This window comes from Streptomyces sp. NBC_01446 (genome assembly GCF_026340095.1).
Taxonomy (GTDB): Bacteria; Actinomycetota; Actinomycetes; order Streptomycetales; family Streptomycetaceae; genus Streptomyces; species Streptomyces aureus.
In genome coordinates, this window is record NZ_JAPEPO010000001.1 from 3,492,541 (window position 1) to 3,518,376 (window position 25,836).

Annotated in this window: 20 protein-coding genes; 2 read left to right on the plus strand and 18 right to left on the minus strand. The window is 69.7% G+C overall.

What is annotated here, in order from left to right:
• Positions 1 to 4 precede the first annotated feature (4 nt).
• Positions 5 to 2,005 (plus strand): CocE/NonD family hydrolase, encoded by a 2,001-nt coding sequence (locus OG456_RS15520; protein WP_266569265.1) that lies wholly within the window; start codon positions 5 to 7, stop codon positions 2,003 to 2,005.
• 31 nt (positions 2,006 to 2,036) lie between these two features.
• Here OG456_RS15520 and OG456_RS15525 read toward each other — a convergent pair whose 3' ends face one another.
• From OG456_RS15525 to OG456_RS15535, 3 genes are all read right to left on the minus strand, one after another.
• Positions 2,037 to 2,858, minus strand: a complete 822-nt coding sequence (locus tag OG456_RS15525; protein WP_266561312.1) for an HAD family hydrolase — start codon at positions 2,856 to 2,858, stop codon at positions 2,037 to 2,039.
• Positions 2,859 to 2,959: 101 nt separating this feature from the next.
• Positions 2,960 to 4,162: an NAD(P)-binding domain-containing protein gene (locus OG456_RS15530; RefSeq protein ID WP_266561314.1), complete on the minus strand. Its 1,203-nt coding sequence runs from the start codon at positions 4,160 to 4,162 to the stop codon at positions 2,960 to 2,962.
• Positions 4,163 to 4,250: 88 nt separating this feature from the next.
• Positions 4,251 to 5,528, minus strand: a complete 1,278-nt coding sequence (locus OG456_RS15535; protein ID WP_266561316.1) for an ATP-grasp domain-containing protein — start codon at positions 5,526 to 5,528, stop codon at positions 4,251 to 4,253.
• A 213-nt stretch (positions 5,529 to 5,741) separates the two neighbouring features.
• On the opposite strand from OG456_RS15535, the gene fahA reads away from it, so the two are divergent.
• Positions 5,742 to 7,004 carry a fumarylacetoacetase gene (gene fahA, locus OG456_RS15540; RefSeq protein WP_266561318.1) on the plus strand — a complete coding sequence of 421 codons (1,263 nt, stop codon included), beginning with the start codon at positions 5,742 to 5,744 and terminating at the stop codon, positions 7,002 to 7,004.
• 46 nt (positions 7,005 to 7,050) lie between these two features.
• Here fahA and recQ read toward each other — a convergent pair whose 3' ends face one another.
• The 15 genes from recQ to OG456_RS15615 all read right to left on the minus strand — a co-directional run bounded on the left by recQ (position 7,051) and on the right by OG456_RS15615 (position 25,247).
• On the minus strand, positions 7,051 to 9,024 hold the full coding sequence (gene recQ / locus OG456_RS15545; protein ID WP_266561320.1) for a DNA helicase RecQ: 1,974 nt from the start codon (positions 9,022 to 9,024) through the stop codon (positions 7,051 to 7,053).
• Positions 9,025 to 9,284: 260 nt separating this feature from the next.
• Positions 9,285 to 10,949 (minus strand): NADH-quinone oxidoreductase subunit NuoN, encoded by a 1,665-nt coding sequence (nuoN, locus tag OG456_RS15550; RefSeq protein ID WP_266561321.1) that lies wholly within the window; start codon positions 10,947 to 10,949, stop codon positions 9,285 to 9,287.
• The gene (locus tag OG456_RS15555) at positions 10,946 to 12,517 is read right to left on the minus strand and encodes an NADH-quinone oxidoreductase subunit M (protein ID WP_116511220.1); all 1,572 of its coding nucleotides are present in this window, start codon (positions 12,515 to 12,517) and stop codon (positions 10,946 to 10,948) included. The genes nuoN and OG456_RS15555 overlap by 4 nt, the downstream gene beginning before the upstream one ends.
• A 5-nt stretch (positions 12,518 to 12,522) precedes the next feature.
• Positions 12,523 to 14,424, minus strand: a complete 1,902-nt coding sequence (nuoL, locus tag OG456_RS15560) for an NADH-quinone oxidoreductase subunit L (RefSeq protein ID WP_266561324.1) — start codon at positions 14,422 to 14,424, stop codon at positions 12,523 to 12,525.
• 14 nt (positions 14,425 to 14,438) lie between these two features.
• Entirely contained in the window at positions 14,439 to 14,738 is a 300-nt protein-coding gene (nuoK, locus tag OG456_RS15565; RefSeq protein ID WP_100598032.1) for an NADH-quinone oxidoreductase subunit NuoK, read from the minus strand.
• Positions 14,735 to 15,559 carry an NADH-quinone oxidoreductase subunit J gene (locus OG456_RS15570; protein ID WP_266561328.1) on the minus strand — a complete coding sequence of 275 codons (825 nt, stop codon included), beginning with the start codon at positions 15,557 to 15,559 and terminating at the stop codon, positions 14,735 to 14,737. Before OG456_RS15570 ends, nuoK begins: the two co-directional genes overlap by 4 nt.
• Complete coding sequence (gene nuoI / locus OG456_RS15575) at positions 15,556 to 16,167, minus strand: NADH-quinone oxidoreductase subunit NuoI (protein ID WP_227296714.1); 612 nt, start codon at positions 16,165 to 16,167, stop codon at positions 15,556 to 15,558. Before nuoI ends, OG456_RS15570 begins: the two co-directional genes overlap by 4 nt.
• On the minus strand, positions 16,160 to 17,542 hold the full coding sequence (nuoH, locus tag OG456_RS15580) for an NADH-quinone oxidoreductase subunit NuoH (protein ID WP_266561333.1): 1,383 nt from the start codon (positions 17,540 to 17,542) through the stop codon (positions 16,160 to 16,162). Before nuoH ends, nuoI begins: the two co-directional genes overlap by 8 nt.
• Positions 17,539 to 20,037 carry an NADH-quinone oxidoreductase subunit G gene (locus tag OG456_RS15585; RefSeq protein ID WP_266561335.1) on the minus strand — a complete coding sequence of 833 codons (2,499 nt, stop codon included), beginning with the start codon at positions 20,035 to 20,037 and terminating at the stop codon, positions 17,539 to 17,541. Before OG456_RS15585 ends, nuoH begins: the two co-directional genes overlap by 4 nt.
• Entirely contained in the window at positions 20,034 to 21,389 is a 1,356-nt protein-coding gene (gene nuoF / locus OG456_RS15590; protein ID WP_266561337.1) for an NADH-quinone oxidoreductase subunit NuoF, read from the minus strand. Before nuoF ends, OG456_RS15585 begins: the two co-directional genes overlap by 4 nt.
• On the minus strand, positions 21,386 to 22,264 hold the full coding sequence (gene nuoE, locus OG456_RS15595) for an NADH-quinone oxidoreductase subunit NuoE (protein ID WP_266561339.1): 879 nt from the start codon (positions 22,262 to 22,264) through the stop codon (positions 21,386 to 21,388). Before nuoE ends, nuoF begins: the two co-directional genes overlap by 4 nt.
• The gene (locus OG456_RS15600; RefSeq protein WP_266561341.1) at positions 22,261 to 23,583 is read right to left on the minus strand and encodes an NADH-quinone oxidoreductase subunit D; all 1,323 of its coding nucleotides are present in this window, start codon (positions 23,581 to 23,583) and stop codon (positions 22,261 to 22,263) included. Before OG456_RS15600 ends, nuoE begins: the two co-directional genes overlap by 4 nt.
• Complete coding sequence (locus tag OG456_RS15605) at positions 23,583 to 24,323, minus strand: NADH-quinone oxidoreductase subunit C (protein ID WP_266561343.1); 741 nt, start codon at positions 24,321 to 24,323, stop codon at positions 23,583 to 23,585. Before OG456_RS15605 ends, OG456_RS15600 begins: the two co-directional genes overlap by 1 nt.
• Complete coding sequence (locus tag OG456_RS15610; protein ID WP_006133126.1) at positions 24,320 to 24,874, minus strand: NADH-quinone oxidoreductase subunit B family protein; 555 nt, start codon at positions 24,872 to 24,874, stop codon at positions 24,320 to 24,322. Before OG456_RS15610 ends, OG456_RS15605 begins: the two co-directional genes overlap by 4 nt.
• Positions 24,875 to 24,887: 13 nt before the next feature.
• A complete protein-coding gene (locus OG456_RS15615; RefSeq protein WP_007383963.1) occupies positions 24,888 to 25,247 on the minus strand; it encodes an NADH-quinone oxidoreductase subunit A in 360 nt (119 codons plus the stop codon).
• Between the last annotated feature and the right edge of the window lie 589 nt (positions 25,248 to 25,836).

Consider the following 25,836-nt stretch of genomic DNA (forward strand, 5'->3'; position numbering starts at 1 on the left):
GGCCATCACCATCCGTACCTCCTTCCCCTACGAGACGACCCGCGAGGACGTTCGCGTACCCCTGCCGGACGGCACCACGCTGTTCGCCCGCATCTGGCGTCCGGTGACCGACGAGCCGGTGCCGGCCATCCTCGAATACCTTCCGTACCGCCTGAGCGACTGGACGGCGCCGCGCGACTGGCAGCGCCACCCCTGGTACGCGGGCCACGGCTACGCCTCCGTACGCGTCGACGTGCGCGGGCACGGCAACTCGGAGGGCCTGCCCGGCGACGAGTACGACACGACGGAACTCGCGGACGGGGTCGCCGTCGTCAACTGGCTGGCCGCACAGCCCTGGTGCAGCGGCAAGGTCGGCATGTTCGGCATCTCCTGGGGCGGCTTCAACTCCCTCCAGATCGCGGCCCTCGCACCCGAGCCGCTCAAGGCGGTCGTCACGGTCTGCTCGACGGACGACCGCTATGACAACGACGTGCACTACATGGGAGGTTCCGTCCTCGCGGTGGACATGCACGCGTGGGCGGCGACCATGCTCGCCTTCGTGTCGCGGCCGCCCGACCCGCAGTTCGTCGGCGAAGGCTGGCGCTCGATGTGGCTCAAGCGCCTCGAAGCGGTCGACCCGTTCATCCACACCTGGCTCGGCCACCAGACGCGCGACGCGTACTGGCGGCACGGCAGCGTCTGCGAGGACTACACCGCCGTGCGGGCGGCCGTCCTCGCGGTGGGCGGCTGGCACGACCCGTACCGCGACACCGTCCTGCGCCTGGTCGAGAACCTGCCCGACCAGCAGGTACGCGGGATCATCGGCCCCTGGTCGCACCAGTACCCGGACCGCGGCCTGCCGCCGGGCCCCGCGATCGGCTTCCTCCAGGAGACCCTCCGCTGGTGGGACCACCACCTCAAGGGCGTGGACAACGGCGTCATGGCGGAGCCCAAACTCCGCTCCTGGATCAGCGAATCGCACCCGCCCGCCACCGTCTACCCGACGCTGCCGGGCCACTGGGTCGGCGACCCGTCCTGGCCGTCCCCGAACGTCGCGCCCCTCGCGTACGCCCTTCAGGGCCCGCCCGTGATCGTGAAGTCGCCCCAGCAGACCGGTCTGGACGCGGGCCGCTTCTTCCCCTTCGGGAACGACGCGGACCTGCCGCCGGACCAGCGGGACGAGGACGCCAAGTCGGCGTGCTTCGACTTCGAGGTGCCCTCGGAGATTCAGGTCCTCGGCCGGCCGCGGGTGACGCTGCGGATCACCAGCGAGGTACCGCGCGGGCAGGTCGCCGTACGGCTGTGCGACGTGGCGCCCGACGGCTCGTCCACACTCGTCACGCGCGGCGTCCTGAACCTCTCCTCGCGCGAGGGCCGCGACAAGGCCGTCGCCTGGCCCCCCGGCGCCACGGACGAGGTCGACTTCGAGCTGAACGGCATCGGCCACACCTTCCCGGCCGGGCACCGCATCCGCCTCGCGGTGTCGTCCGCGTACTGGCCGTGGATCTGGCCGCAGCCCGGGTCGGAGGCCGGCTTCACCCTCGAACCCGCGGGCAGCACCCTCGAACTGCCGGTCAGGATGGTCGACGCCGAGAACGGCGCCGACATCGGCTTCGAGCGGCCCGAACAGTCCGAGCCGATGGGTGTCGTCCACCCGGCCACCCTGGACGAACAGCGCCCCGAGCGCCTCTGCGTCCGCGACGTCGCCAAGGGCGAATGGCGCCTCGAGGTCGACCCGCGCTACGGCGGCACCCGCGTCTACCCCGACGGCCTCGAATTCACCGAGGACGCCGTGGAGACCTACGTCATCCAGGAGTCGGACCCGCTGAGCGCGCGGACCCGCTCCGACTGGTCGATCCGCCTGCACCGGCCCGAGCTGGCGTGGGACGTGACGATCAAGACCCGTTCCGAAATCGCCTGCGACGCGTCGGACTTCATCACCAGCAACGAGGTGGTGTGCCGGGACGGCGGCGAGGTGGTCTTCCACCGGACGTGGGAGCAGCGGATTCCGCGTACGGCGGGGTGAGCGTGCGGGGCGGGGCCGGCGGGGCGCGTGGCTAGCGTCGTGCGAAGTGGCGTTCGAGGATCACGGCGACGCCGTCCTCCTCGTTCGAGAGGGTCACCTCGTCGGCCGCCGCCCTGAGTTCGGCGTGGGCGTTGGCCATCGCGACGCCGTGGCCGGCCCACGCGAACATCGGCAGGTCGTTCGGCATGTCGCCGAAGGCCACCGTGCGCTCCGGTGTCAGGCAGAGCCGCTCGGCGGCCAGCGCGAGCCCCGTCGCCTTGGTGACGCCGCACGGCTGGAGCTCCACGGTGCCGGGACCCGACATGGTGACCGTCGCCAGGTCGCCGACGACCGCCCGCGCCGCCGTCGCCAACTCGTCGTCGGCCAGCCGGGGATGGCGGAGGAGCACCTTGCTGATGGGCTCGGCCCACAGCTCCTCGCGGCGCTCGACGCGCACGGCGGGAAGCGTGGGGTGCGGCATCACATAGCCGGGCTCGATGAGCGTCAGGCCGTCCCTGCCGTCCTGATCGACCGCCGCGTCGACCTGGCCGACCTCGGCCTCGATCTTGCCGAGGGCCTGTTCGGCGAGGTCACGGTCGAGGGTCAGGGACCACACGATGCGGTCCGTCGCCGCGTCGTACAGCTGGGCGCCCTGGGCGCAGACCGCGAGCCCCGTGCCGCCGAGCTCGTCGAGGAGCGGCCGCACGCGCGGCGCGGGCCGTCCGGTCACCACGAGGTGGCGGGCCCCCGCGGCGGCCGCGGCCGCGAGGGCACCACGCGTCCGGTCGGAGACCGTGTCGTCGCCGCGCAGCAGCGTCCCGTCCAGGTCTGTGGCGATGAGGTCGAACGGGGCGGAGCGAAACGGAGCGGGCATGATCGAGAGAATACGGACCGCTCCCCCGGGTCACTCCGCCCGGTCTCACCCCTCCGTTGCCCCGTCCCTCGCCCCGCTCGCTCACCCTTGCGCGAGGCGCCTCACGCGTGGGCCGCCGCGAGGTGCTTCGCCAGACGTGGCGAGGCGAACTCGGTGCCGCACACGAACCGCATGACCGGCCCGAACGACGACCCGCCCAGCATGCCCGTGAAGTAGAGCCCCGGCACCGAGGACACATAGCCGGCGCCCAGCATGGGGGTGCCCCGGCTCGCGGCTGTCCGGGTCCGCAGGCCGTCGCCGAGGAAGTCCATCGCGGCGAGGTCGACGCGGTAGCCCGTCGCGGCGATGACATGGTCCGCGGTCAGCTCCTCGTGGCGTCCGCCGGGGGCCCGCACGGTGAGGCTCACGCCCCCGTCCGCCGCGGCGGACCCCACGATGCCCTCCACCTCGCGCACCCGCACCTTGTCCTCGAACCGCTCGCGCAGCCACCACGCCCCGAGCGGCCCGAGCACCCGCCGGACGAGGAAATGCCGCGCCTGCGGCGGGAGATGGCGGTACGGGTGGGGGTAGTACGTCAGCGCGTACAGCGACCAGGCCCGGCCGAACGGCGTCTCGGGGCGCAGCTTCGGCTGGTCCCACGGCGGCGCGCCGAACCGCACGGAACCCTTGCCGCGCGCCACGATCCGTACGCTCGCCCCGGCCTCCGCGGCGAGCGCGGCGGTCTCCAGGGCGGACTGTCCGGCGCCGACCACGATGAGTTCCCTGCCGGAGAACCGGGACAGGTCGTGGTGCTGCGAGCTGTGGGAGACGGGACCTGTGGGGGCGGGCCCGTCGGGCGCCGCCGCGGCGAGCTCGCGCGGCACGTGATCGAGGCCCGAAAGGCCGGTGGCCACGACGACCGCGCGGGCCGTGAACTGCTCCCCGGAGTCCAGCTTGACCTCGAAGTTCTCGTGTCCGCGCCGGTCGACCGACACGACCCTGACCCGCTCCAGGTCGGGCACGAGCTTCTGCTGGAACCAGTCCCCGTAGGCGACGAACGTCTCGACGGGGACGATGTCCTCGTCCGTCACCAGCCGCGGGATGCCGGCCGCGTCGCAGTAGTCGACGAGGTCGTGGCCCCGCTGCGGGGCGTCGATGTTCGAGGCGGACGGCACGGACTTCAGGAGCATTCCCGTGGGCATGTGCGAGCGCCAGCTCACCATGGGGTCGCCGAAGGCCCGTACCGGAATGCCACGCGCCCGCAGATGGGCGGCGGTCGACAGGCCGTACGGGCCCGCTCCGATGACAGCTACCGGATGAATCACGAAGTCCCCTCCCCAGGGAAGAACATTTGCTTCCAACTTCGCGGTGGCACTTGGTGCTTGTGTGCCCGTAACTCGTCTTACTGGTGCGCTATCCGGTCCTGATCTTGGACTTGGACTTGGTCTTCGTCGTGCCGCTGCCGCGGCGGTTGGTCCGCCACAGCTGATGGAGGTGGCGGGCTCCCGGGCCCACGAACCGGGCGAGCATCGTGAACAGGGGCCGCAGGTCGTCGGTGGCGAGCCACGCGAGCTCCGTGCCCGTGGCGCGGGCCGGGGCGTGCGGGGTCGTGTATCCGCTGCGGCGGTAGGCGACGAGAGCGGGCAGGTCGATGTTCTCCACCACGTACCGGTGGCCCGCTCGCTGTTCCCCCTCCGGCACGGGACGGCCGGTCAGGTCGAGATGCATGGCACGGACGACGTCGATCCCGGACTCGCTCTCGAAGAGCCGGAACTGGGCACCCATGCGCGGATTGAAGTCGAGGAGCTTGTACTGGCCGTCGCGCCGGTCGAAGCGCAGGTCGAGGTCGATGACGCCGGTGAAGCCGATCTGTTTGATGAAACGCGCGGCGAGGTCCGCGAGTTCCGGGTTGTCGACGACGTACGCGTGCGCCGTCATGCCCGCGTGCGGCGGCCAGGAGCGCACCTTGACGCCGGTGAAGAGGGCCAGCGGCGTGGAGTCCGCGTCGAAGTACGCGTGCACGATCCAGTCCTCGGCCTGCTCCCTCGGCAGATACTCCTGGAGGATCACGCCGGGCTGCCCGCCCCAGTCGCGGGCGAGTTCGAGCAGGCCCTCAGGGTTCGCGATCTTCGTCGTCCCGTTCACCGCGGGCTGTTTGCGGCGGGTGAACGCCTCCCGGTTCTTGGCGACCACCGGGAAGCGGGCCGACGCGGCGAACTCCTCGATGTCGGCGTACGACTCGGGGAACGCCGCCGCCGGCGACGCGACGCCGTGCTCCACACACAGTTCGTGCAGCCCCTGCTTGCTGGCGAGCCGGCGCGGCAGGTCCCGCTCGACGCGCGGGAACAGGAACCTCCCGCCGCCGGCGAGCTCCTCCTGGTGTTCCGCGATGAGGACGGCCGCCTCTTCGTCGGTCGGGATCAGGACCGTAGGCCTGCCGATCCGGCGCGCGATGCGCAGCATGCCCTCGACGAGCCGCTCCGGTTCCTCGGCCCCGGTGGTCCGCCAGGGAAAGGCCCGGTGCAAATAGCGCGAGGACGCCGCGGGGGTGTAACGGTCCTCCGTGATCGCATACATGGGCACGCCGAGGCGCCCCAGGCTGCGGATTGCTCCCACTCCTCCGTGGTGCAGTGGATAGTCGCCGAACTTCACGATCAGGCCCGGCACGTCCCGGTCGACTTCGAACGGCACGCTGCTGGCGCTCCTGGCCACGGGTCCCCCCACGTGTCCTGTCCCCCTTCGGACCCGGACCCACCCCGTCCGCGTCCCCCGATAGGACGCTAAGCCGGAATTGACCACTCCAGCAAGGCTTATCCGGACATTGCGAACTCTTTAGGCACTGCCCCAACGCGGCGCTCCCACGTAACGTGTGGCCCACCCACATGGAAAGCGAGGCAGGTACGCATGTCCGAGCAGACCCCGCTCACCCCCCTCGACCTCCCCGAAGGCGACCCCTTCGGACCGCACAACCTCCCGTACGGGGTGTTCTCCCTGCCGGAGGACGCCGTGGAAGCGCGCCGGGTCGGCGTGCGCCTCGGCTCGTACGTGCTGGACGCGGGCGCCGCGGCGACAGCGCTCGGCTCGCCCTACGTCTCCCTGCTCGCCCGTCCCACCCTGAATCCGCTCATGGCGGCGGGCCGCACCGCCTGGTCGGACGTGCGCCGCGCGCTCACCGCCTGGGTCACGGTCCCGGCCCACCGCGAGACCGTACGGCCCCTGCTGCACCCGCTCGCCGATGTCACCCTGCACCTCCCCTTCGAGGTCGCGGACTACGTCGACTTCTACGCCTCGGAGAACCACGCCCGGAACCTGGGCCGGATGTTCCGCCCGGACGAGGAGCCACTGAAGCCCAACTGGAAGCATCTGCCGGTGGGTTACCACGGTCGCGCCGGGACGGTCGTGGTCTCGGGCACGGACGTGGTCCGCCCCTCGGGCCAGCGGAAGCCCCCGGCCGACCCGGCTCCCGTCTTCGGCCCCTCGGTGCGGCTCGACATCGAGACGGAACTCGGCTTCGTCGTCGGGACGCCGTCCGCGCAGGGCACGCCGGTGCCGCTGTCCGCGTACCGCGACCACGTGTTCGGGCTCTGCCTCCTCAACGACTGGTCGGCGCGCGACATCCAGTCCTGGGAGACCGTGCCGCTCGGCCCGCACCTCGGCAAGTCGTTCGCCACGTCGGTCTCGGCCTGGATCACTCCGCTGGACGCGCTGGACGAGGCACGCGTGACGCCCCCGGAGCGCACGTACCCGCTGCTGCCGTATCTGGACGACTCGGCGCCCTCCGCCGACGGCATCGCGGACGAGCCCGGCGGCTACGACCTGCAGATCACCGTCACCCTCAACGGCCATGTCATCTCCGAGACCTCCTCCGCCTCCCTCTACTGGACGGCGGCGCAGATGCTGGCCCATATGACGGTGGCCGGCGCCTCCCTGCGCACGGGCGACCTGTACGGCTCCGGCACGATCAGCGGCGCCTCGGAGAACTCACGCGGCTCCCTCATCGAGATCACCTGGAACGGCCGCGACCCCATCGAACTCCCCGACGGCAAGCGGACGTTCCTCGAGAACGGCGACGTGGTCACGATGACGGCGTGGGCCCCCGGCCCGAACAACACCCGCGTGGGCCTCGGCGAGGTGACGGGGCGGATCGTGGCGGGCGCCGCGGCGTGAGAGGCCTGGTGGCGGCGCCGTCAGTGGCCTGAGGGCGCCGCCACCGTCACCAGTCGATGTCCTCGGGCTCCGGCTCGTCCTCGGGCCAGCCGGGGTCCGGCTCCGGCGCCTCCCCGGCGGAGCCGGTCGGGGCCGGGCCGCCGCCGGAACCGGCGCCGTCCAGGCCCGCCAGGACCTCGAGGACGCCCTCGCCCCACGTCGCCAGCTTCTTCTCGCCGACGCCGCCGATCGTGCCCAACTGGCCGATGGACGTGGGGTGCTGGAGGGCGATCTCCTTGAGCGTCGCGTCGTGGAAGATGACGTACGCCGGGACCCCGTTCTCCTTCGCCTGCGCGCCGCGCCACGCGCGCAGCGCCTCGAAGACGGGCTGCAACTGTTCCGGCAGGTCCGCCGCGGGCGACTTCGCCTTGCGGTCACGCGAGGCCGAGCGGGACGTGGCGGGCCGGGGCGCCTCCTTGCGCAGCCACACCTCCCGCTGCCGCCCGAGGACGCTCCCGCTGTCCTCGGTGAGCACCAGCGTCCCGTACTCGCCCTCGACGGCGATGAGCCCCTGCGCCAGCAACTGCCGCACCACGCCGCGCCATTCGGCCTCGCTCAGGTCCTCGCCGATGCCGAAGACGGAGAGCTGGTCGTGGTCGAACTGGATGACCTTGGCCGTGCGCTTGCCCATCAGGATGTCGATGACCTGGCCCGCGCCGAACTTCTGCCTGCGCTCCCGGTCGAGGCGCACCACCGTGGAGAGGATCTTCTGCGCGGCGACGGTGCCGTCCCAGGTCTCCGGCGGCGAGAGGCACGTGTCGCAGTTGCCGCAGCTGGCCGTCTGCGGCTCCTGCCCGAAGTACATGAGGAGCTGGGTCCTGCGACACTGCGCCGTCTCGCACAGCGCCAGCATCGCGTCGAGGTGGGACCCCGCCCGACGCCGGAACGCCTCGTCCCCCTCCCCCATATTGATCAGCTTCCGCTGCTGGACGACGTCCTGCAGCCCGTACGCCATCCAGGCCGTGGACGCGAGCCCGTCACGCCCGGCGCGGCCCGTCTCCTGGTAGTAGCCCTCGACGGACTTCGGCAGATCGAGATGAGCGACGAACCGGACGTCGGGCTTGTCGATGCCCATGCCGAACGCGATGGTCGCGCAGACGACCAGGCCCTCCTCGCGCAGGAAGCGGGACTGGTGCGCCGCGCGGGTGCCCGCGTCGAGACCCGCGTGGTACGGGACCGCCTCGATGCCGTTCCGGCTGAGGAACTCGGCCGTCGCCTCCACCGACTTGCGCGACAGGCAGTACACGATGCCCGCGTCGCCCTCGTGCTCCTGCTTGAGGAAGGTGAGGAGCTGCTTCTTCGGGTCGGCCTTCGGCACGATCCGGTACTGGATGTTGGGCCGGTCGAAGCTCGCCACGAAGTGCTTCGCGTCCGGCATGCCCAGGCGCTGGGTGATCTCCTGGTGCGTGGCGTGCGTCGCGGTCGCCGTGAGCGCGATGCGCGGCACGTCCGGCCAGCGCCGGCCGAGGACGGACAGGGCCAGGTAGTCCGGACGGAAGTCGTGTCCCCACTGCGCCACACAGTGCGCCTCGTCGATCGCGAAGACGGAGATCCTGCCGCGGGAGAGCAGGTCGAGCGTGGAGTCGAGGCGCAGTCGCTCCGGGGCCAGATAGATGACGTCCAGCTCGCCCGCGAGGAACTCGGCCTCGACGGTGCGGCGCTCGTCGAAGTCCTGCGTCGAGTTCATGAACCCGGCGCGGACGCCGAGCGCGCGCAGGGCGTCCACCTGGTCCTGCATGAGGGCGATGAGGGGCGAGATCACGACGCCCGTGCCGGTCCTGACCAGGGCCGGGATCTGATAGCACAGGGACTTTCCGCCGCCGGTCGGCATCAGGACGACGGCGTCCCCGCCGTCCACGACATGGTCGATGATCGTTTCCTGCTCGCCGCGGAACGCGTCATATCCGAAGACGCGGTGCAGCGTCTCCAGCGCGCCGCCGCGCATCGCCGTCGCCACGCCGGGCTCCGTCACCTCGCTCATGCCACCGATCCCATTCATCGCCCTGTCCCCCGTACGTCCATACTCCGTGGTTCGACCACTACTCCGTGGTTCGACCACTGCTGCCACGATAGGGCTCCGCACCGACAGCCCGAAAAGTTATCCACAGGCTGGGGGCGAAGTCACCTCCCGGCCGGGGGTCCGGGGAGGCGTCCCCCACGGTGCCCCGCGGCGGCCAGGAACGCCTCCGCCCGGCACCCCCTCGCGGGGACACCGGGCGGTGACGACCGTGCGTGGCGCGGTTACCGCACGAATACGCTCGCCTGGTTCGCCAGGTCCAGGAAGTACTGCGGCGCGAGGCCCAGCACCACCGTGACCGCCACACCCACCGCGATCGTGGTCATGGTGAGCGGCGAGGGCACGGCGACCGTTGGGCCGTCCGCCTTGGGCTCGCTGAAGAACATGAGCACGATCACACGGATGTAGAAGAACGCCGCGATGGCCGACGAGATCACACCGACCACGACGAGCGCGCCCGCGCCGCCCTCCGCCGCCGCCTTGAACACGGCGAACTTTCCGGCGAAGCCCGAGGTCAGCGGGATGCCGGCGAAAGCGAGCAGGAACACGGCGAAGACGGCCGCGACCAGCGGCGAGCGGCGCCCGAGCCCCGCCCACTTCGACAGGTGCGTGGCCTCGCCGCCCGCGTCCCTGACCAGCGTCACCACGGCGAACGCACCGACGGTCACGAACGAGTACGCGCCCAGGTAGAAGAGCACGGCCGAGATGCCGTCGGGCGTCGTGGCGATGACACCGGCGAGGATGAATCCGGCGTGCGCGATCGACGAGTACGCGAGGAGCCGCTTGATGTCGGTCTGGGTGATGGCGACGATTGCGCCGCCCAGCATCGTGATGATCGCGATGGCCCACATGACCGGCCGCCAGTCCCAGCGCAGGCCGGGCAGGACGACGTACAGGAGCCGCAGGAGGGCGCCGAAGGCGGCGACCTTCGTGGCGGCCGCCATGAAGCCCGTGACCGGCGTGGGCGCGCCCTGGTAGACGTCCGGGGTCCACATGTGGAACGGCACGGCGCCGACCTTGAACAGCAGGCCCATGACGACCATGGCGACGCCGATGAGCAGCAGCGCGTCGTTCCCCATGGTGTCGGCGAGGGCCGGGTCGATGTTCTGGATCGATCCGTCCACGACGTCGGCGATCGTCGCGTACGACACCGAGCCCGCGTACCCGTACAGGAGGGCGATGCCGAACAGGGTGAACGCCGAGGCGAAGGCACCGAGGAGGAAGTACTTGACCGCCGCCTCCTGCGACATGAGCCGCTTGCGGCGGGCCACGGCGCACAGGAGGTAGAGCGGCAGGGAGAAGACCTCCAGGGCGATGAACAGCGTCAGCAGGTCGTTCGCCGAGGGGAAGACCAGCATGCCGCCGATCGCGAAGAGCGCGAGCGGGAACACCTCGGTGGTGGTGAACCCGGCCTTCACGGCGGCCTTCTCGCTGTCGCTGCCGGGGACGGACGCGGCCTGCGCGGCGAACGAGTCGACGCGGTTGCCATGGGCCTCCGGGTCCAGGCGGCGCTCGGCGAAGGTGAAGATCGCGACGAGGCCGGTCAGCAGGATCACGCCCTGGAGGAACAGGGCCGGGCCGTCGACGGCGATCGCGCCCATGGCCGCGATGTGCGCCTTCGTGGTGCCGTCCCCGCCGGCCGCGAGCCCGACCACCGCGGCGAACGCGGCGGCCAGGGCGACGACGGCGAGGAACACCTGGACGTAGTAGCGGGACTTGCGCGGCACGAACGCCTCGACAAGGACCCCGAGGACCGCCGCACCGATGACGATCAGGGTGGGCGACAATTGGCCGTACTCGATCTTCGGCGCGTCGATCTTCGAGATTTGTTCCTTGAGCGGCGACGTGGCCGCCGTTGTCCACAGGCTGTGGACGGCTGCTGCGCTCACTTGGCCGCCTCCACCGCTGGCTTCGGGTCCTTCTTGTGTACGTCGGACAGGGTCTGCTTGACCGCCGGGTTCACCAGGTCGGTGACCGGCTTCGGGTAGACGCCCAGGAAGATCAGCGCGGCGATCAGCGGGACGACCACCGCGAGTTCACGCACCCGCAGGTCCGGCAGGGCCGAGACCTCCGGCTTCACCGGGCCCGTCATCGTCCGCTGGTAGAGGACGAGCGTGTAGAGCGCGGCGAGCACGATGCCGAAGGTCGCGATGATCCCGATCACCGGGTAGCGCGAGAACGTGCCGACCAGGACCAGGAACTCACTCACGAAGGGCGCGAGGCCCGGCAGCGAGAGGGTCGCGAGTCCGCCGATCAGGAACGTGCCGGCGAGCACCGGCGCGACCTTCTGCACGCCTCCGTAGTCCGCGATCAGGCGCGAGCCGCGGCGCGAGATCAGGAAGCCCGCCACCAGCATCAGGGCAGCCGTCGAGATCCCGTGGTTGACCATGTAGAGCGTCGCGCCCGACTGGCCCTGGCTCGTCATCGCGAAGATGCCGAGGACGATGAACCCGAAGTGCGAGATCGACGCGTACGCCACCAGGCGCTTGATGTCCCGCTGGCCGACCGCGAGCAGCGCACCGTAGACGATGCTGATGAGGGCCAGTACGAGGATGACCGGCGTCGCCCACTTCGACGCCTCCGGGAAGAGCTGGAGGCAGAAGCGGAGCATCGCGAACGTGCCGACCTTGTCGACCACCGCCGTGATGAGGACGGCGACCGGGGCGGTGGCCTCCCCCATCGCGTTCGGCAGCCAGGTGTGCAGCGGCCACAGCGGCGCCTTCACCGCGAAGGCGAAGAAGAAGCCGAGGAAGAGCCAGCGCTCGGTGCTGGTCGCCATGTGCAGCGAACCGTTCGCCCGCGCGGCGGCGATCTCCTGGAGCGAGAAGTTCCCCGCCACTACGTAGAGACCGATCACGGCCGCCAGCATGATGAGGCCGCCGACGAGGTTGTAGAGGAGGAACTTCACGGCGGCGTACGAGCGTTGGGCCGCCGCGTTCTCGTCGCTGCCCGAGTGGGCGCGGTCTCCGAAGCCGCCGATGAGGAAGTACATCGGGATGAGCATGGCTTCGAAGAAGATGTAGAAGAGGAAGACGTCGGTGGCCTCGAAGGAGATGATCACCATCGCCTCGACGCCGAGGATCAGGGCGAAGAAGCCCTGCGTCGGCCGCCACCTCGAACTCCCGGTCTCCTGCGGGTCGGCGTCGTGCCAGCCCGCGAGGATCACGAACGGGATCAGGAGGGCGGTGAGCGCGATGAGCGCCACCGCGATGCCGTCCACCCCCAGCTCGTACCGCACCCCGAAGTCCTTGATCCAGGAGTGGGATTCGGTGAGCTGGTAGCGGTCGCCGCCGGGCTCGAAGCGCACGAGCACGACCGCGGCCAGCACGAGCGTGGCGACCGAGACGAGCAGCGCGAGCCACTTCGCCGCCGTGCGCCGCGCGGCCGGGACGGCAGCCGTGGCGATGGCTCCCACGGCGGGGAGCACCGCCGTCGCTGTCAGCAGAGGAAAGGACATTGCTATCAGACCGCCCTCATCAGCAGGGTCGCGGCGACGATGAGTGCCGCACCGCCGAACATCGAGACGGCGTACGAGCGGGCGTAGCCGTTCTGGAGCTTGCGCAGCCGGCCGGAGAGCCCGCCGACCGAGGCCGCCGTCCCGTTGACCACGCCGTCGACCAGGGTGTGGTCGACGTAGACCAGGGAGCGGGTGAGGTGCTCGCCGCCGCGGACCAGGACCACGTGGTTGAAGTCGTCCTGGAGCAGGTCACGGCGGGCGGCCCGGGTGAGCAGCGAGCCGCGCGGGGCGGCGACGGGGACCGGGCGACGGCCGTACTGGAGGTAGGCCAGGACCACGCCGATCACCAGGACCACCATGGTGGCCGCGGTGACGGTCGTGGCGCTGATCGGCGCGTTCCCGTGGCTGTGCTCGGTGACGGGCTCCAGCCAGTGCAGGAAGCGGTCGCCGATGCTGAAGAAGCCACCCGCGAAGACGGATCCGAACGCGAGCACGATCATCGGGATCGTCATGGACTTCGGCGACTCGTGCGGGTGCGGCTCGTGGCCCTCGGCGTCCGGCTGCCAGCGCTTCTCGCCGAAGAACGTCATGATCATCACGCGTGTCATGTAGTACGCGGTGATGGCCGCGCCGAGCAGGGCCACCGAGCCGAGGATCCAGCCCTCCGTGCCGCCCTTCGCGAACGCCGCCTCGATGATCTTGTCCTTGGAGAAGAAGCCGGACAGACCGGGGAAGCCGATGATCGCGAGATAGCCGAGCCCGAACGTGACGAACGTGACCGGCATGTACTTCCTGAGGGCGCCGTACTTCCTCATGTCCACCTCGTCGTTCATGCCGTGCATGACCGAACCGGCGCCGAGGAAGAGGCCCGCCTTGAAGAAGCCGTGCGTGACCAGGTGCATGATCGCGAAGACGTAGCCGATGGGGCCGAGGCCCGCGGCCAGCACCATGTAGCCGATCTGCGACATCGTCGAGCCGGCCAGCGCCTTCTTGATGTCGTCCTTCGCGCAACCGACGATCGCACCGAACAGGAGCGTGACCGAACCGACGATGACGACGACGAGCTGAGCATCGGGCGACGCGTTGAACACCGCGCCGGAACGGACGATCAGATAGACACCCGCGGTCACCATGGTCGCGGCGTGGATGAGGGCCGAGACCGGGGTCGGGCCCTCCATCGCGTCACCGAGCCAGGACTGCAGCGGCACCTGGGCGGACTTGCCGCACGCGGCGAGCAGCAGCATCAGGGCGATGCCCGTCAGCGTCGCGCCGCCACCCTGGTGCTCCTCCGCCGCCTTCAGGACCGGCGCGAAGGCGAACGTCCCGAACGTCGTGAACATCAGCATGATGGCGATCGACAGGCCCATGTCGCCGACGCGGTTGACCAGGAAGGCCTTCTTCGCCGCGGTGGCCGCGCTGGGCTTGTGCTGCCAGAAGCCGATCAGGAGGTACGAGGCGAGGCCCACGCCCTCCCAGCCGACGTACAGGAGCAGGTAGTTGTCGGCGAGGACCAGGAGGAGCATCGCCGCGAGGAACAGGTTCAGGTAGCCGAAGAAGCGGCGGCGCCGCTCGTCGTGCTCCATGTACCCGATCGAGTAGATGTGGATCAGCGTGCCCACACCGGAGATCAGGAGCACGAACGTCATCGACAGCTGGTCCAGCTGGAAGGAGACGTCCGCCTGGAAGCCCTCGACCGGGATCCAGCTGAACAGGTGCTGGGTGAACGTGCGGTCGTCGGCGCTCTTGCCGAGCATGTCGGTGAAGAGGAGGACGCCGATGACGAAGGAGGCGGCCGAGAGCAGCGTGCCGAGCAGATGGCCCACACGGTCCAACCGCCGTCCGCCGCACAGCAGTACGGCCGCTCCGAGCAGTGGCGCCGCTACCAGCAGCGCAATCAGGTTTTCCACTGTGCAGCGACCCCTTACAGCTTCATCAGGCTGGCGTCGTCGACCGAGGCCGAGTGGCGGGAACGGAACAGCGACACGATGATCGCGAGCCCGACCACGACCTCCGCGGCGGCGACGACCATCGTGAAGAAGGCGATGATCTGGCCGTCGAGATTGCCGTGCATCCGGGAGAACGCGACGAACGCGAGGTTGCACGCGTTGAGCATCAGCTCGACACACATGAACAGAACGATCGCGTTCCGCCTGATGAGCACGCCGGTGGCGCCGATCGTGAACAACAGGGCGGCGAGATACAGGTAGTTGACCGGATTCACTTCGACGCCTCCTCGGTCCGCTCAAGGCGCTCGGCCGCGCGCTGCTCCAGGGCCTTCAGGTCACCGAGTGCCTCGTCCGACACGTCGCGGATCTGGCCGCGCTCGCGCAGCGTCTGCATGACCGTGAGCTCCGACGGGGTGCCGTCGGGGAGCAGGCCCGCGATGTCGACCGCGTTGTGCCGGGCGTAGACACCCGGGGCGGGCAGCGGCGGCAGGTGCTTGCCCTCGCGCACACGCTGCTCGGCCAGCTCCCGCTGCGTCCTCGCCCGCTCGACGCGCTCGCGGTGCGTGAGGACCATGGCTCCGAGGGTGGCCGTGATCAGCAGGGCGCCGGTGATCTCGAAGGCGAAGACGTACTTCGTGAAGAGGAGGGCGGCGAGCCCTTCCACGTTCCCCCCGGCGTTCGCCTTGCCCAGTCCGATGAACTGGTGGAGCGAGGCGTTCCCGATGCCCACGAGGAGCAGGATCCCGAAGCCGAGTCCGCACAGCAGGGCCAGCCAGCGCTGCCCCTTGATGGTCTCCTTCAGGGAGTCCGCCGCGGTGACGCCGACGAGCATGACCACGAAGAGGAACAGCATCATGATCGCGCCGGTGTAGACGATGATCTGGACGACGCCCAGGAAGTACGCGCCGTTGGCCAGGTAGAAGATGGCCAGGATGATCATGGTCCCGGCGAGGCACAGCGCGCTGTGCACCGCCTTCTTCATCAGGATCGTGCACAGGGCGCCGATGACGGCGACCGTGCCGAGGACCCAGAACTGGAAGGCCTCACCGGTGGAGGTGCCCGCAGAAAGAGTGGCTGCGGCGGCGAGCTGGCTCATGCCTCCGCCCCCTCGGGTTCGGGCTTCTCGCCCTTGGAGACGGCGACCTGACGCACCGTGCCGGGTGCGGCCTCCGTCACCAGACCCCGGTAGTAGTCCTGCTCGTCCGTGCCGGGGAAGATCGAGTGGGGCGATTCGACCATGCCCTCCTCGAGCCCGGCGAGCAGCTGCTCCTTGGTGTAGATCAGGTTCTCGCGGCTGCTGTCGGCGAGCTCGAACTCGTTCGTCATCGTCAGCGCGCGCGTGGGGCACGCCTCGATGCACAGGCCGCACAGGATGCAGCGGGCGTAGTTGATCTGGTAGACGCGGCCGTACCGCTCGCCCGGCGAGTAGCGCTCCTCGTCGGTGTTGTCCGCGCCCTCCACGTAGATGGCGTCCGCGGGACAGGCCCAGGCGCACAACTCGCAGCCGATGCACTTCTCCAGGCCGTCCGGATGACGGTTGAGCTGGTGCCGGCCGTGGAAGCGCGGGGCCGTGGTCTTGGGCTGCTCCGGGTACTGCTCCGTCAGCCGCTTCTTGAACATGGCCTTGAAGGTCACGCCGAAGCCGGCCACGGGATTCTGGAAGCCGGGCTTGGTCTGCCCGCCCTCCGTCGACTCCTCAGCCATGGGACGCCTCCTTTCCGTCACTGGGACCCTCACCGGTTCCGTCACCGGCAGTATCCGGTCCGCCACTGACAATCAACTCCCGCTCCCCGCGCGGGCGTCGGCGCGGGACGGCCGGCGGGGTCTGGCCGGGCAGCGGCGGAACCGGGAAGCCGCCTGCCATCGGGTCGAAGGCCGCGGCCTGTTCGGCCGCCTCCCGCGCCTCGCGTTCCTTGCCGCCGCGGTCCCTGAAGATGTCGACGAGGAACGAGAGCAGCAGGAGGGCGAGGACACCGCCGCCCACGTACAGGGCGATGGAGGCGAAGTCGTAGTTCTCGTTCCGCAGGGTCCGAACGGTGGCGACGAGCATCAGCCAGACCACGGAGACCGGGATGAGAACCTTCCAGCCGAGCTTCATCAGCTGGTCGTAGCGCACGCGCGGGAGCGTGCCGCGCAGCCAGATGAAGAAGAACAGCAGCAGCTGGACCTTGATGACGAACCAGAGCATCGGCCACCAGCCGTGGTTCGCACCCTCCCAGAAGGTGGACACCGGCCACGGGGCCCGCCAGCCGCCCAGGAAGAGCGTCACCGACACGGCCGAGACCGTCACCATGTTCACGTACTCGGCGAGCATGAACAGCGCGAACTTGATCGACGAGTACTCGGTGTTGAAGCCGCCGACTAGGTCGCCCTCGGACTCCGGCATGTCGAACGGCGCGCGGTTCGTCTCGCCGATCATCGTCACGATGTAGATGAGGAACGAGACCGGCAGGAGCACGATGTACCAGCGGTCGTGCTGCTGGGCGACGATCTCCGAGGTGGACATCGACCCGGAGTAGAGGAACACCGAGGCGAAGGCCGCGCCCATCGCGATCTCGTACGAGATCATCTGGGCGCAGGATCGCAGACCACCCAGCAAGGGGTAGGTCGATCCGGAACTCCAACCCGCGAGCACGATCCCGTAGATGCCGACCGAGGCGACCGCGAGGATGTAGAGCATCGCGATCGGCAGGTCGGTGAGCTGCATCGTCGTGCGCTGGCCGAAGATCGAGACCTCGTTGCCGGAGGGCCCGAAGGGGATCACGGCGATCGCCATGAAGGCCGGGATCGCGGCGACGACCGGCGCCAGGATGTAGACCACCTTGTCGGCGCGCTTGACGACGACGTCTTCCTTCAGCATCAGCTTGATGCCGTCGGCGAGCGACTGGAGCATGCCCCAGGGGCCGTGCCGGTTGGGGCCGATGCGCAGCTGCATCCAGGCGACGACCTTGCGCTCCCACACGATGGAGAAGAGCACGGTCACCATCAGGAAGGCGAAGCAGAAGACCGCCTTGACCGCGACCAGCCACCAGGGATCGCGGCCGAACAACGAGAGGTCTTCGAGAGCGAGCGGGATCATGACTGCACCTCCTTGGCCTCGTCGATGCCCGCGGGACCGATCCGGACGAGCGTGCCGGGAACGGCCCCCGTGTCGGAGGCCACGCCCCCGCCGGTGGAGTTCAGCGGAAGCCACACGACGCGGTCCGGCATCTCCGTGACCTGGAGCGGGAGTTGAGTCGTCCCCGCAGGTCCCGTGACGGCGAGCACGTCGCCGTCCTTGACGCCCGCCTCGGCGGCCGTGGCGGCCGACACACGCGCGCGTGCCGCGTGCCGTGTGCCGGCGAGCGCGTCGTCGCCCTCCTGGAGGCGGCCCTGGTCGAGCAGCAGCCGGTGCCCCGCGAGGACGGCCTCACCGGACGCGGGCCGCGGCAGCTGCGTGGCCGACTCCAGCGAGTCCGTCGCACGGGGCCCGCTCCAGCCGCCGAGGCGGTCGAGCTCCCCCCGCGCGGCCCGCAGGTCCGGCAGGCCCAGCTGTACGTCCATGGCGTCCGCGAGCATCTGGAGGACCCGCGCGTCTGCGGGCGCCACGGAGCGCGTCATCTGGTCGGGCTTGAGCGCGGCCTCGAAGAGGCGCGCCCGGCCTTCCCAGTTGAGGAACGTGCCCGCCTTCTCGGCGACGGCGGCGACGGGAAGCACGACGTCCGCGTGGTCGGTGACCTCGCTGGGACGCTGCTCCAGGGAGACGACGAACGCCACCTCGTGCAGTGCTTCACGCGCGCGTGCCGGGTCCGGCAGGTCCGCGACCTCGACACCGGCGACGACCAGGGCCCGCAGCTCACCGCCCGCGGCGGCCTCCACGATCTGGCCCGTGTCGCGCCCGTAGCGGTGCGGGAGTTCGGACACTCCCCAGGCGGCTGCGACCTCTTCCCGCGCGCGCGGGTCGGTGGCCGGGCGTCCGCCCGGAAGCAACGACGGCAGCGCGCCCGCCTCGATCGCGCCGCGCTCCCCGGCCCGGCGCGGAATCCACACCAGCTGGGCGCCGGTCGCCGTGGCGGCCCGTACGACGGCCGTCAGGGCGCCCGGCACGGCCGCGAGCCGCTCGCCGACGACGATGACGGCACCCTCGGCGCGCAGCGCCTGGGACGCCTCGGCGCCGCCGTCCTCCAGGCCGAAGCCGGAGGCGAGCGCGTCGAGCCACTCGGTCTCGGTGCCCGGAGCGGCCGGCAGCAGCGTGCCGCCCGCCTTCTCCAGGCCCCGGGTCGCGAACGGGGCGAGCCCGAACGTCCGCTGGCCGTGCCCGCGCCACGCCTTGCGCAGCTTCAGGAAGACGCCGGGCGCCTCCTCCTCGGCCTCGATCCCGACGAGGAGTACGGCGGGCGCCTTCTCCAGAGACGTGTACGTGACCCCGACACCGTCGAGGTCACGCCCGCGTCCCGCGACCCGCGCCGCGAGGAAGTCGGCCTCCTCGCTGCTGTGCACGCGCGCGCGGAAGTCGATGTCGTTCGTGTCGAGCGCCACGCGCGCGAACTTGCTGTACGCGTACGCGTCCTCGACGGTGAGCCGGCCACCGGCGAGGACCCCGGCGCGCCCGCGCGCCGAGGTGAGTCCCCGGGCGGCGATGTCCAGGGCCTCGGGCCAGGAAGCGGGCTCCAGAACGCCCTCCGCATTGCGGACGAGAGGCGTCGTCAGCCGGTCGGGCTTCTGCGCGTACCGGAACCCGAAGCGGCCCTTGTCGCAGACCCACTCCTCATTGACCTCGGGGTCCGGCGACGCGAGGCGCCGCATGACCTTGCCGCGCCGGTGATCCGTGCGGGTCGCGCAGCCGCCCGCGCAGTGCTCGCACACGCTGTGCGAGGACACGAGGTCGAAGGGCCGGGAGCGGAACCGGTACGCCGCCGAGGTCAGCGCGCCGACCGGACAGATCTGGATGGTGTTCCCGGAGAAGTACGACTCGAAGGGGTCGCCCTCACCGGTGCCGACCTGCTGGAGCGCGCCGCGCTCGAGCATCTCGATCATCGGGTCACCGGCGATCTGGTTGCTGAACCGCGTGCAGCGGGCACAGAGCACGCACCGCTCACGGTCGAGCAGGACCTGGGTCGAGATCGGGACCGGCTTCTCGAACGTCCGCTTCTTCCCGTCGAAGCGGGAGTCGGACTGGCCGTGCGACATGGCCTGGTTCTGCAGCGGGCACTCGCCGCCCTTGTCGCAGACCGGGCAGTCCAGCGGGTGGTTGATGAGGAGCAGCTCCATCACACCGCGCTGCGCCTTCTCGGCGACGGGCGAGCTGAGCTGGCTCTTGACCACCATGCCGTCGGTGCAGGTGATGGTGCAGGACGCCATCGGCTTGCGCTGGCCCTCGACCTCGACGATGCACTGACGGCAGGCGCCGGCCGGGTCGAGCAGGGGGTGGTCGCAGAAGCGGGGGATCTCGATGCCGAGCTGTTCGGCGGCGCGGATGACCAGGGTGCCCTTGGGCACGCTGATCCCGATGCCGTCGATCGTCAGCGAGACGAGATCTTCCGGCGGCACCGCCGCCTCACCGCCCCCGGAGGGAGCGCCTGTGGTTACCGTCATGCGTTCACCTCCGTGCGCTGGTCCGCCCAAGCGGTCGACTTGGCGGGGTCGAAGGGGCAGCCCTTGCCCGTGATGTGCTGCTCGTACTCCTCGCGGAAGTACTTGAGCGAGGAGAAGATCGGGGACGCGGCGCCGTCGCCGAGCGCGCAGAACGACTTGCCGTTGATGTTGTCGGCGATGTCGTTCAGCTTGTCGAGGTCGGTCATCGAGCCCTTGCCGGCCTCGATGTCGCGCAGCAACTGCACGAGCCAGTACGTCCCTTCACGGCACGGTGTGCACTTGCCGCAGGACTCGTGGGCGTAGAACTCGGTCCAGCGGGTGACCGCCCGCACGACGCAGGTCGTCTCGTCGAAGCACTGGAGCGCCTTCGTGCCGAGCATGGATCCCGCGGCGCCGACGCCCTCGTAGTCGAGGGGCACGTCGAGGTGTTCGTCGGTGAACATCGGGGTCGAACTGCCCCCGGGAGTCCAGAACTTGAGGCGGTGGCCCGGACGCATGCCGCCGCTCATGTCGAGGAGCTGGCGCAGCGTGATGCCGAGCGGCGCCTCGTACTGGCCGGGGTTGGTGACGTGCCCGCTGAGCGAGTACAGCGTGAAGCCCGGGGACTTCTCGCTGCCCATCGACTTGAACCAGTCCTTGCCGCGATTCAGGATCGCGGGAACCGACGCGATGGACTCGACGTTGTTGACAACAGTGGGGCACGCGTAGAGCCCCGCGACCGCGGGGAAGGGGGGACGGAGCCGCGGCTGGCCACGGCGGCCTTCCAGCGAGTCGAGCAGTGCGGTCTCCTCGCCACAGATGTACGCGCCCGCGCCCGCGTGCACCGTGAGTTCGAGGTTCAGCCCACTGCCCAGCACGTTCTCGCCGAGGTAGCCCGCCGCGTAGGCCTCCCGTACGGCCTCGTGGAGCCGTCGCAGTACGGGGACGACCTCGCCCCGCAGGTAGATGAAGGCATGCGAAGAGCGGATCGCGTAGCACGCGATCACGATCCCCTCGATGAGGGAATGCGGGTTCGCGAAGAGGAGCGGGATGTCCTTGCAGGTCCCCGGCTCCGACTCGTCGGCGTTGACAACTAGATAGTGCGGTTTGCCGTCGCCCTGCGGAATGAACTGCCACTTCATTCCGGTGGGGAAGCCCGCGCCACCGCGGCCTCGCAGGCCGGAGTCCTTCACATAGGCGATCAGGTCGTCCGGCGACATGGCGAGGGCCTTGCGCAGACCCTCGTAGCCGTCGTGCCGCCGGTAGACGTCCAGGGACCAGGACTTGTCCTCGTCCCAGAACGCCGAAAGTACCGGCGCGAGCAGCTTCTCGGGGCTGGTGTCGTTGTCGATCTCGGCTGCCAAGGTCATCACTCCCCCTCCTCGGCGACAGGGCCCGCCGGGTGGGCCGGATCGGAGGACGACGTGTCCTGGGGCGCATCGTGCGAGCTCAGGTGCTCGGCGGGCGACGCGTCGTGCGGTGGCGCGTCGCCGGCGTCCCGTTGGGGACCTCCGTCGCGCGGATGGACAACGCGCGCGGGGGCGGCCTCGCCCCTGGCGAGGCGCAGGCCGATCAGCGAGGCAGGTCCCGCGCTGCCGCTCGCCTCGACGGCGCCGGGCCGCTCGTCCGGGAAGCCGGCGAGGATCCGCGCGGTCTCCTTGTACGTGCACAGGGGGGCGCCGCGGGTGGGTTCGACCTGCGCGCCCGCGCGCAGGTCGTCGACCAGCCGCTTCGCGCTGCCCACCGTCTGGTTGTCGAAGAACTCCCAGTTGACCATCACGACGGGCGCGAAGTCGCAGGCCGCGTTGCACTCGATGTGCTCGAGGGTGACCTTGCCGTCGTCGGTGGTCCCGCCGTTGCCGACGCCCAGGTGCTCCTGGAGGGCCTCGAAGATGGCGTCGCCGCCCATCACGGCGCACAGCGTGTTCGTGCAGACCCCGACCTGGTAGTCACCGCTCGGCTTGCGCCGGTACATCGTGTAGAAGGTCGCCACGGCGGTGACCTCGGCGGTGGTCAGGCCCAGCATGTCGGCGCAGAACTGCATGCCCGTGCGCGTGACATGGCCCTCCTCCGACTGCACGAGGTGCAGCAGCGGGAGGAGCGCGGAGCGCGATCCCGGGTAGCGGGCGATGATCTCGCGCGCGTCCGTCTCGAGCCGGGCTCGGACGTCGTCCGGGTAGTCGGGCGCGGGCAGTTGGGGCATGCCCAGGCTGACGCCCTGGCCCTGCTCGGAAGGAGTGGTGGTCACCGGTCGACGCCTCCCATCACGGGGTCGATGGACGCGACGGCGACGATGACGTCGGCGACCTGGCCGCCCTCGCACATCGCCGCCATGGCCTGAAGGTTGGTGAAGGAAGGGTCGCGGTAGTGGACCCGGTAGGGACGGGTGCCGCCGTCGGACACCACGTGCACCCCCAGCTCCCCCTTGGGGGATTCGACGGCGGAGTACGCCTGCCCGGCGGGGACCCGGAAGCCCTCGGTCACCAGCTTGAAGTGGTGGATCAGGGACTCCATGGAGGTGCCCATGATCTGCTTGATGTGGTCGAGCGAGTTGCCGAGGCCGTCCGGGCCGAGCGCGAGCTGCGCAGGCCAGGCGATCTTCTTGTCGCCGACCATGACCGGGCCCGGGGCGAGCCGGTCCAGGCACTGCTCGACGATGCGCAGCGACTGGCGCATCTCCTCCAGGCGGACCAGGAAGCGTCCGTAGGAGTCGCAGGTGTCGGCGGTCGGGACCTCGAAGTCGTAGTTCTCGTAGCCGCAGTACGGCTGCGACTTGCGCAGGTCGTGCGGGAGGCCCGCCGCGCGCAGGATCGGTCCGGTGGCGCCGAGGGCCATGCAGCCGGTGAGGTCGAGATAGCCGACGTCCTGCATACGGGCTTTGAAGATGGGGTTCCCGGTGGCGAGCTTGTCGTACTCGGGAAGGTTCTTCGACATCTTCTTCACGAACTCGCGGATCTGGTCCACCGCGCCGGGCGGCAGGTCCTGGGCGAGTCCGCCGGGCCGGATGTACGCGTGGTTCATGCGCAGGCCGGTGATGAGCTCGTAGATATCGAGAATGAGTTCACGATCACGGAAGCCGTAGATCATGATCGTCGTGGCGCCGAGCTCCATGCCGCCGGTGGCGATGGCGACCAGGTGCGACGACATCCGGTTCAGCTCCATCAGGAGCACGCGGATGACGGAGGCCCGGTCGGGGATCTCGTCCGTGATGCCCAGGAGCTTCTCGACCGCGAGGCAGTACGCCGCCTCGTTGTAGAACGGCGTCAGATAGTCCATGCGCGTCACGAACGTGGTGCCCTGCGTCCACGTGCGGTACTCGAGGTTCTTCTCGATGCCGGTGTGCAGATAGCCGATGCCGCAGCGGGCCTCGGTGACCGTCTCGCCGTCGATCTCCAGGATCAGACGGAGCACGCCGTGCGTGGACGGGTGCTGCGGGCCCATGTTGACGATGATGCGCTCGTCGTCGGCCTTGGCCGCGGACTGGACGACCTCGTCCCAGTCGCCGCCGGTGACCGTATATACGGTCCCCTCGGTCGTCTCGCGCGGCGATGCAGAAGGAGTAGACATCAGGAGTACGACCTCCGCTGGTCCGGAGCCGGGATCTGGGCGCCCTTGTACTCGACGGGGATGCCGCCGAGGGGGTAGTCCTTGCGCTGCGGGAAGCCCTGCCAGTCGTCCGGCATCATGATCCGCGTCAGCGCCGGGTGGCCGTCGAAGACCAGACCGAAGAAGTCGTACGTCTCGCGCTCGTGCCAGTCGTTCGTCGGATAGACGGCGACCAGCGAGGGGACGTGCGGATCCGCGTCGGGGGCGCTGACCTCGAGGCGGATCAGGCGATTGTGGGTGATCGAGCGCAGGTGGTAGACGGCGTGCAGCTCACGGCCCTTGTCGTCCGGGTAGTGCACCCCGCTCACGCCCGTGCAGAGCTCGAAGCGCAGGGCCGGGTCGTCGCGCAGGGTCCGGGCGACGCGCACCAGGTACTCACGCTCGATGTGGAAGGTGACCTCGTCGCGGTCGACGACGGTCTTGTCGATCGCGTTCTCGGGGACGAGGCCCTGTTCCTCCAGGGCCCCCTCCAGCTCGTCGGCCACCTCGTCGAACCAGCCGCCGTAGGGCCGCGAGGCGGCGCCCGGCAGCCGTACGGAGCGGACGAGGCCGCCGTATCCCGAGGTGTCGCCGCCGTTGTTGGCGCCGAACATGCCGCGCTGGACGCGGATCTCCTCGCCCTGGTCGCCGCGCTGCCCCGGAAGGTTGGCCGCGCTGAGGTCCTTCTCGGGGTTGACCCCGTTGCTGTCCGCGTCGCTCACCGCAGCAGCCCCTTCATCTCGATCGTCGGGAGCGCCTTGAGCGCCGCTTCCTCCGCCTCGCGGGCCGCCTCCTCGGCGTTCACGCCGAGCTTGGAGGACTGGATCTTCTGATGGAGCTTGAGAATCGCGTCCATCAGCATCTCCGGCCGCGGCGGACAGCCGGGCAGGTAGATGTCCACAGGAACTACGTGGTCGACGCCCTGCACGATCGCGTAGTTGTTGAACATCCCGCCCGACGAGGCGCACACGCCCATGGAGATGACCCACTTGGGGTTCGGCATCTGGTCGTAGACCTGACGCAGGACGGGCGCCATCTTCTGGCTCACGCGCCCGGCCACGATCATCAGGTCCGCCTGCCGCGGCGATCCGCGGAAGACCTCCATGCCGAAGCGCGCCAGGTCATAGCGGCCGGCGCCCGTCGTCATCATCTCGATGGCGCAGCACGCCAGGCCGAACGTGGCCGGGAAGACGGATGATTTGCGCACCCAGCCCGCGGCCTGCTCGACAGTGGTCAGCAGAAAGCCGCTCGGCAGCTTTTCTTCGAGTCCCATGGCTTAAGGCCCCTCAGTCCCATTCCAGGCCGCCGCGCCGCCATACGTACGCGTACGCGACGAAGACGGTGAGCACGAAGAGCAGCATCTCCACGAGCCCGAAAACACCCAGGGCGTCGAAGGTGACAGCCCAGGGGTAGAGGAAGACGATCTCGATGTCGAAGACGATGAAGAGCATCGCCGTCAGGTAGTACTTGATGGGGAAGCGCCCGCCGCCGGCCGGCGTGGGGGTCGGCTCGATACCGCACTCGTAGGCCTCGAGCTTGGCCCGGTTGTACCGCTTTGGACCGATAAGCGTGGCCATGACCACGGAGAAGATCGCAAAGCCTGCCCCGAGGGCTCCCAGTACGAGGATGGGCGCATACGCGTTCACCGCTCCTCGCTCCTCTCAGTCGGCGCTGACTGCTGGCGGATACGTCGGGCCGCCCCCGCTTCCCGCGAAGCCACCCCCGATTGCACGAAGATCGCTCACATGTGAAGCAGGTCACAAGCCCAACTGCCCCGCATCCTATGCCTGCCGGTCTGTGATCTGCGACACGGGGTGCGCCAACAGCTTTGTGATCTCCACCACCTGACGAAGGATCATGAAGTCGGATGAGCGGTGATCTTCACACGCGAAGCGCCTGAGTGATCACCAGAGGTGACATCTTGGCTCGTTACCCCAGGTAGAAGCGTTGGCTCACTATCAAGAGCTGGCGCGCGCAGGCAAATTGGCGCTGGACAGAACTGGCTGATAGTGGCCGTCGTTCACACATCAGAGGGAGAGGTGTGGACGTAAGTGGACGCGGGCACGCGTCCACGAGGAGCGCCCGGCGGCGGAGGCTGCCCTTTTGTGACCTGCGTCACGCAGGCCGTTACCTGTTAGAAACCGGGCTTGGCCATCGGTGTCAACGAGTGGTAAGTCGAGGGCAATTCGGGCGTATTGCAGAAAGCCCATGATCACAGGCTTGATCAGCCCTGTC

Excerpts from the sequence above, each read along its gene's own strand:
- OG456_RS15525 (WP_266561312.1), bottom strand. The coding sequence starts at position 2,858 with ATGCCCGCTCCGTTTCGCTCCGCCCCGTTCGACCTCATCGCCACAGAC.
- fahA (WP_266561318.1), top strand. The coding sequence starts at position 5,742 with ATGTCCGAGCAGACCCCGCTCACCCCCCTCGACCTCCCCGAAGGCGAC.
- recQ (WP_266561320.1), bottom strand. The coding sequence starts at position 9,024 with ATGAGCGAGGTGACGGAGCCCGGCGTGGCGACGGCGATGCGCGGCGGC.
- OG456_RS15555 (WP_116511220.1), bottom strand. The coding sequence starts at position 12,517 with ATGTCCTTTCCTCTGCTGACAGCGACGGCGGTGCTCCCCGCCGTGGGA.
- OG456_RS15570 (WP_266561328.1), bottom strand. The coding sequence starts at position 15,559 with ATGAGCCAGCTCGCCGCCGCAGCCACTCTTTCTGCGGGCACCTCCACC.
- nuoI (WP_227296714.1), bottom strand. The coding sequence starts at position 16,167 with ATGGCTGAGGAGTCGACGGAGGGCGGGCAGACCAAGCCCGGCTTCCAG.
- nuoH (WP_266561333.1), bottom strand. The coding sequence starts at position 17,542 with ATGATCCCGCTCGCTCTCGAAGACCTCTCGTTGTTCGGCCGCGATCCC.
- OG456_RS15585 (WP_266561335.1), bottom strand. The coding sequence starts at position 20,037 with ATGACGGTAACCACAGGCGCTCCCTCCGGGGGCGGTGAGGCGGCGGTG.
- OG456_RS15600 (WP_266561341.1), bottom strand. The coding sequence starts at position 23,583 with ATGTCTACTCCTTCTGCATCGCCGCGCGAGACGACCGAGGGGACCGTA.
- OG456_RS15610 (WP_006133126.1), bottom strand. The coding sequence starts at position 24,874 with ATGGGACTCGAAGAAAAGCTGCCGAGCGGCTTTCTGCTGACCACTGTC.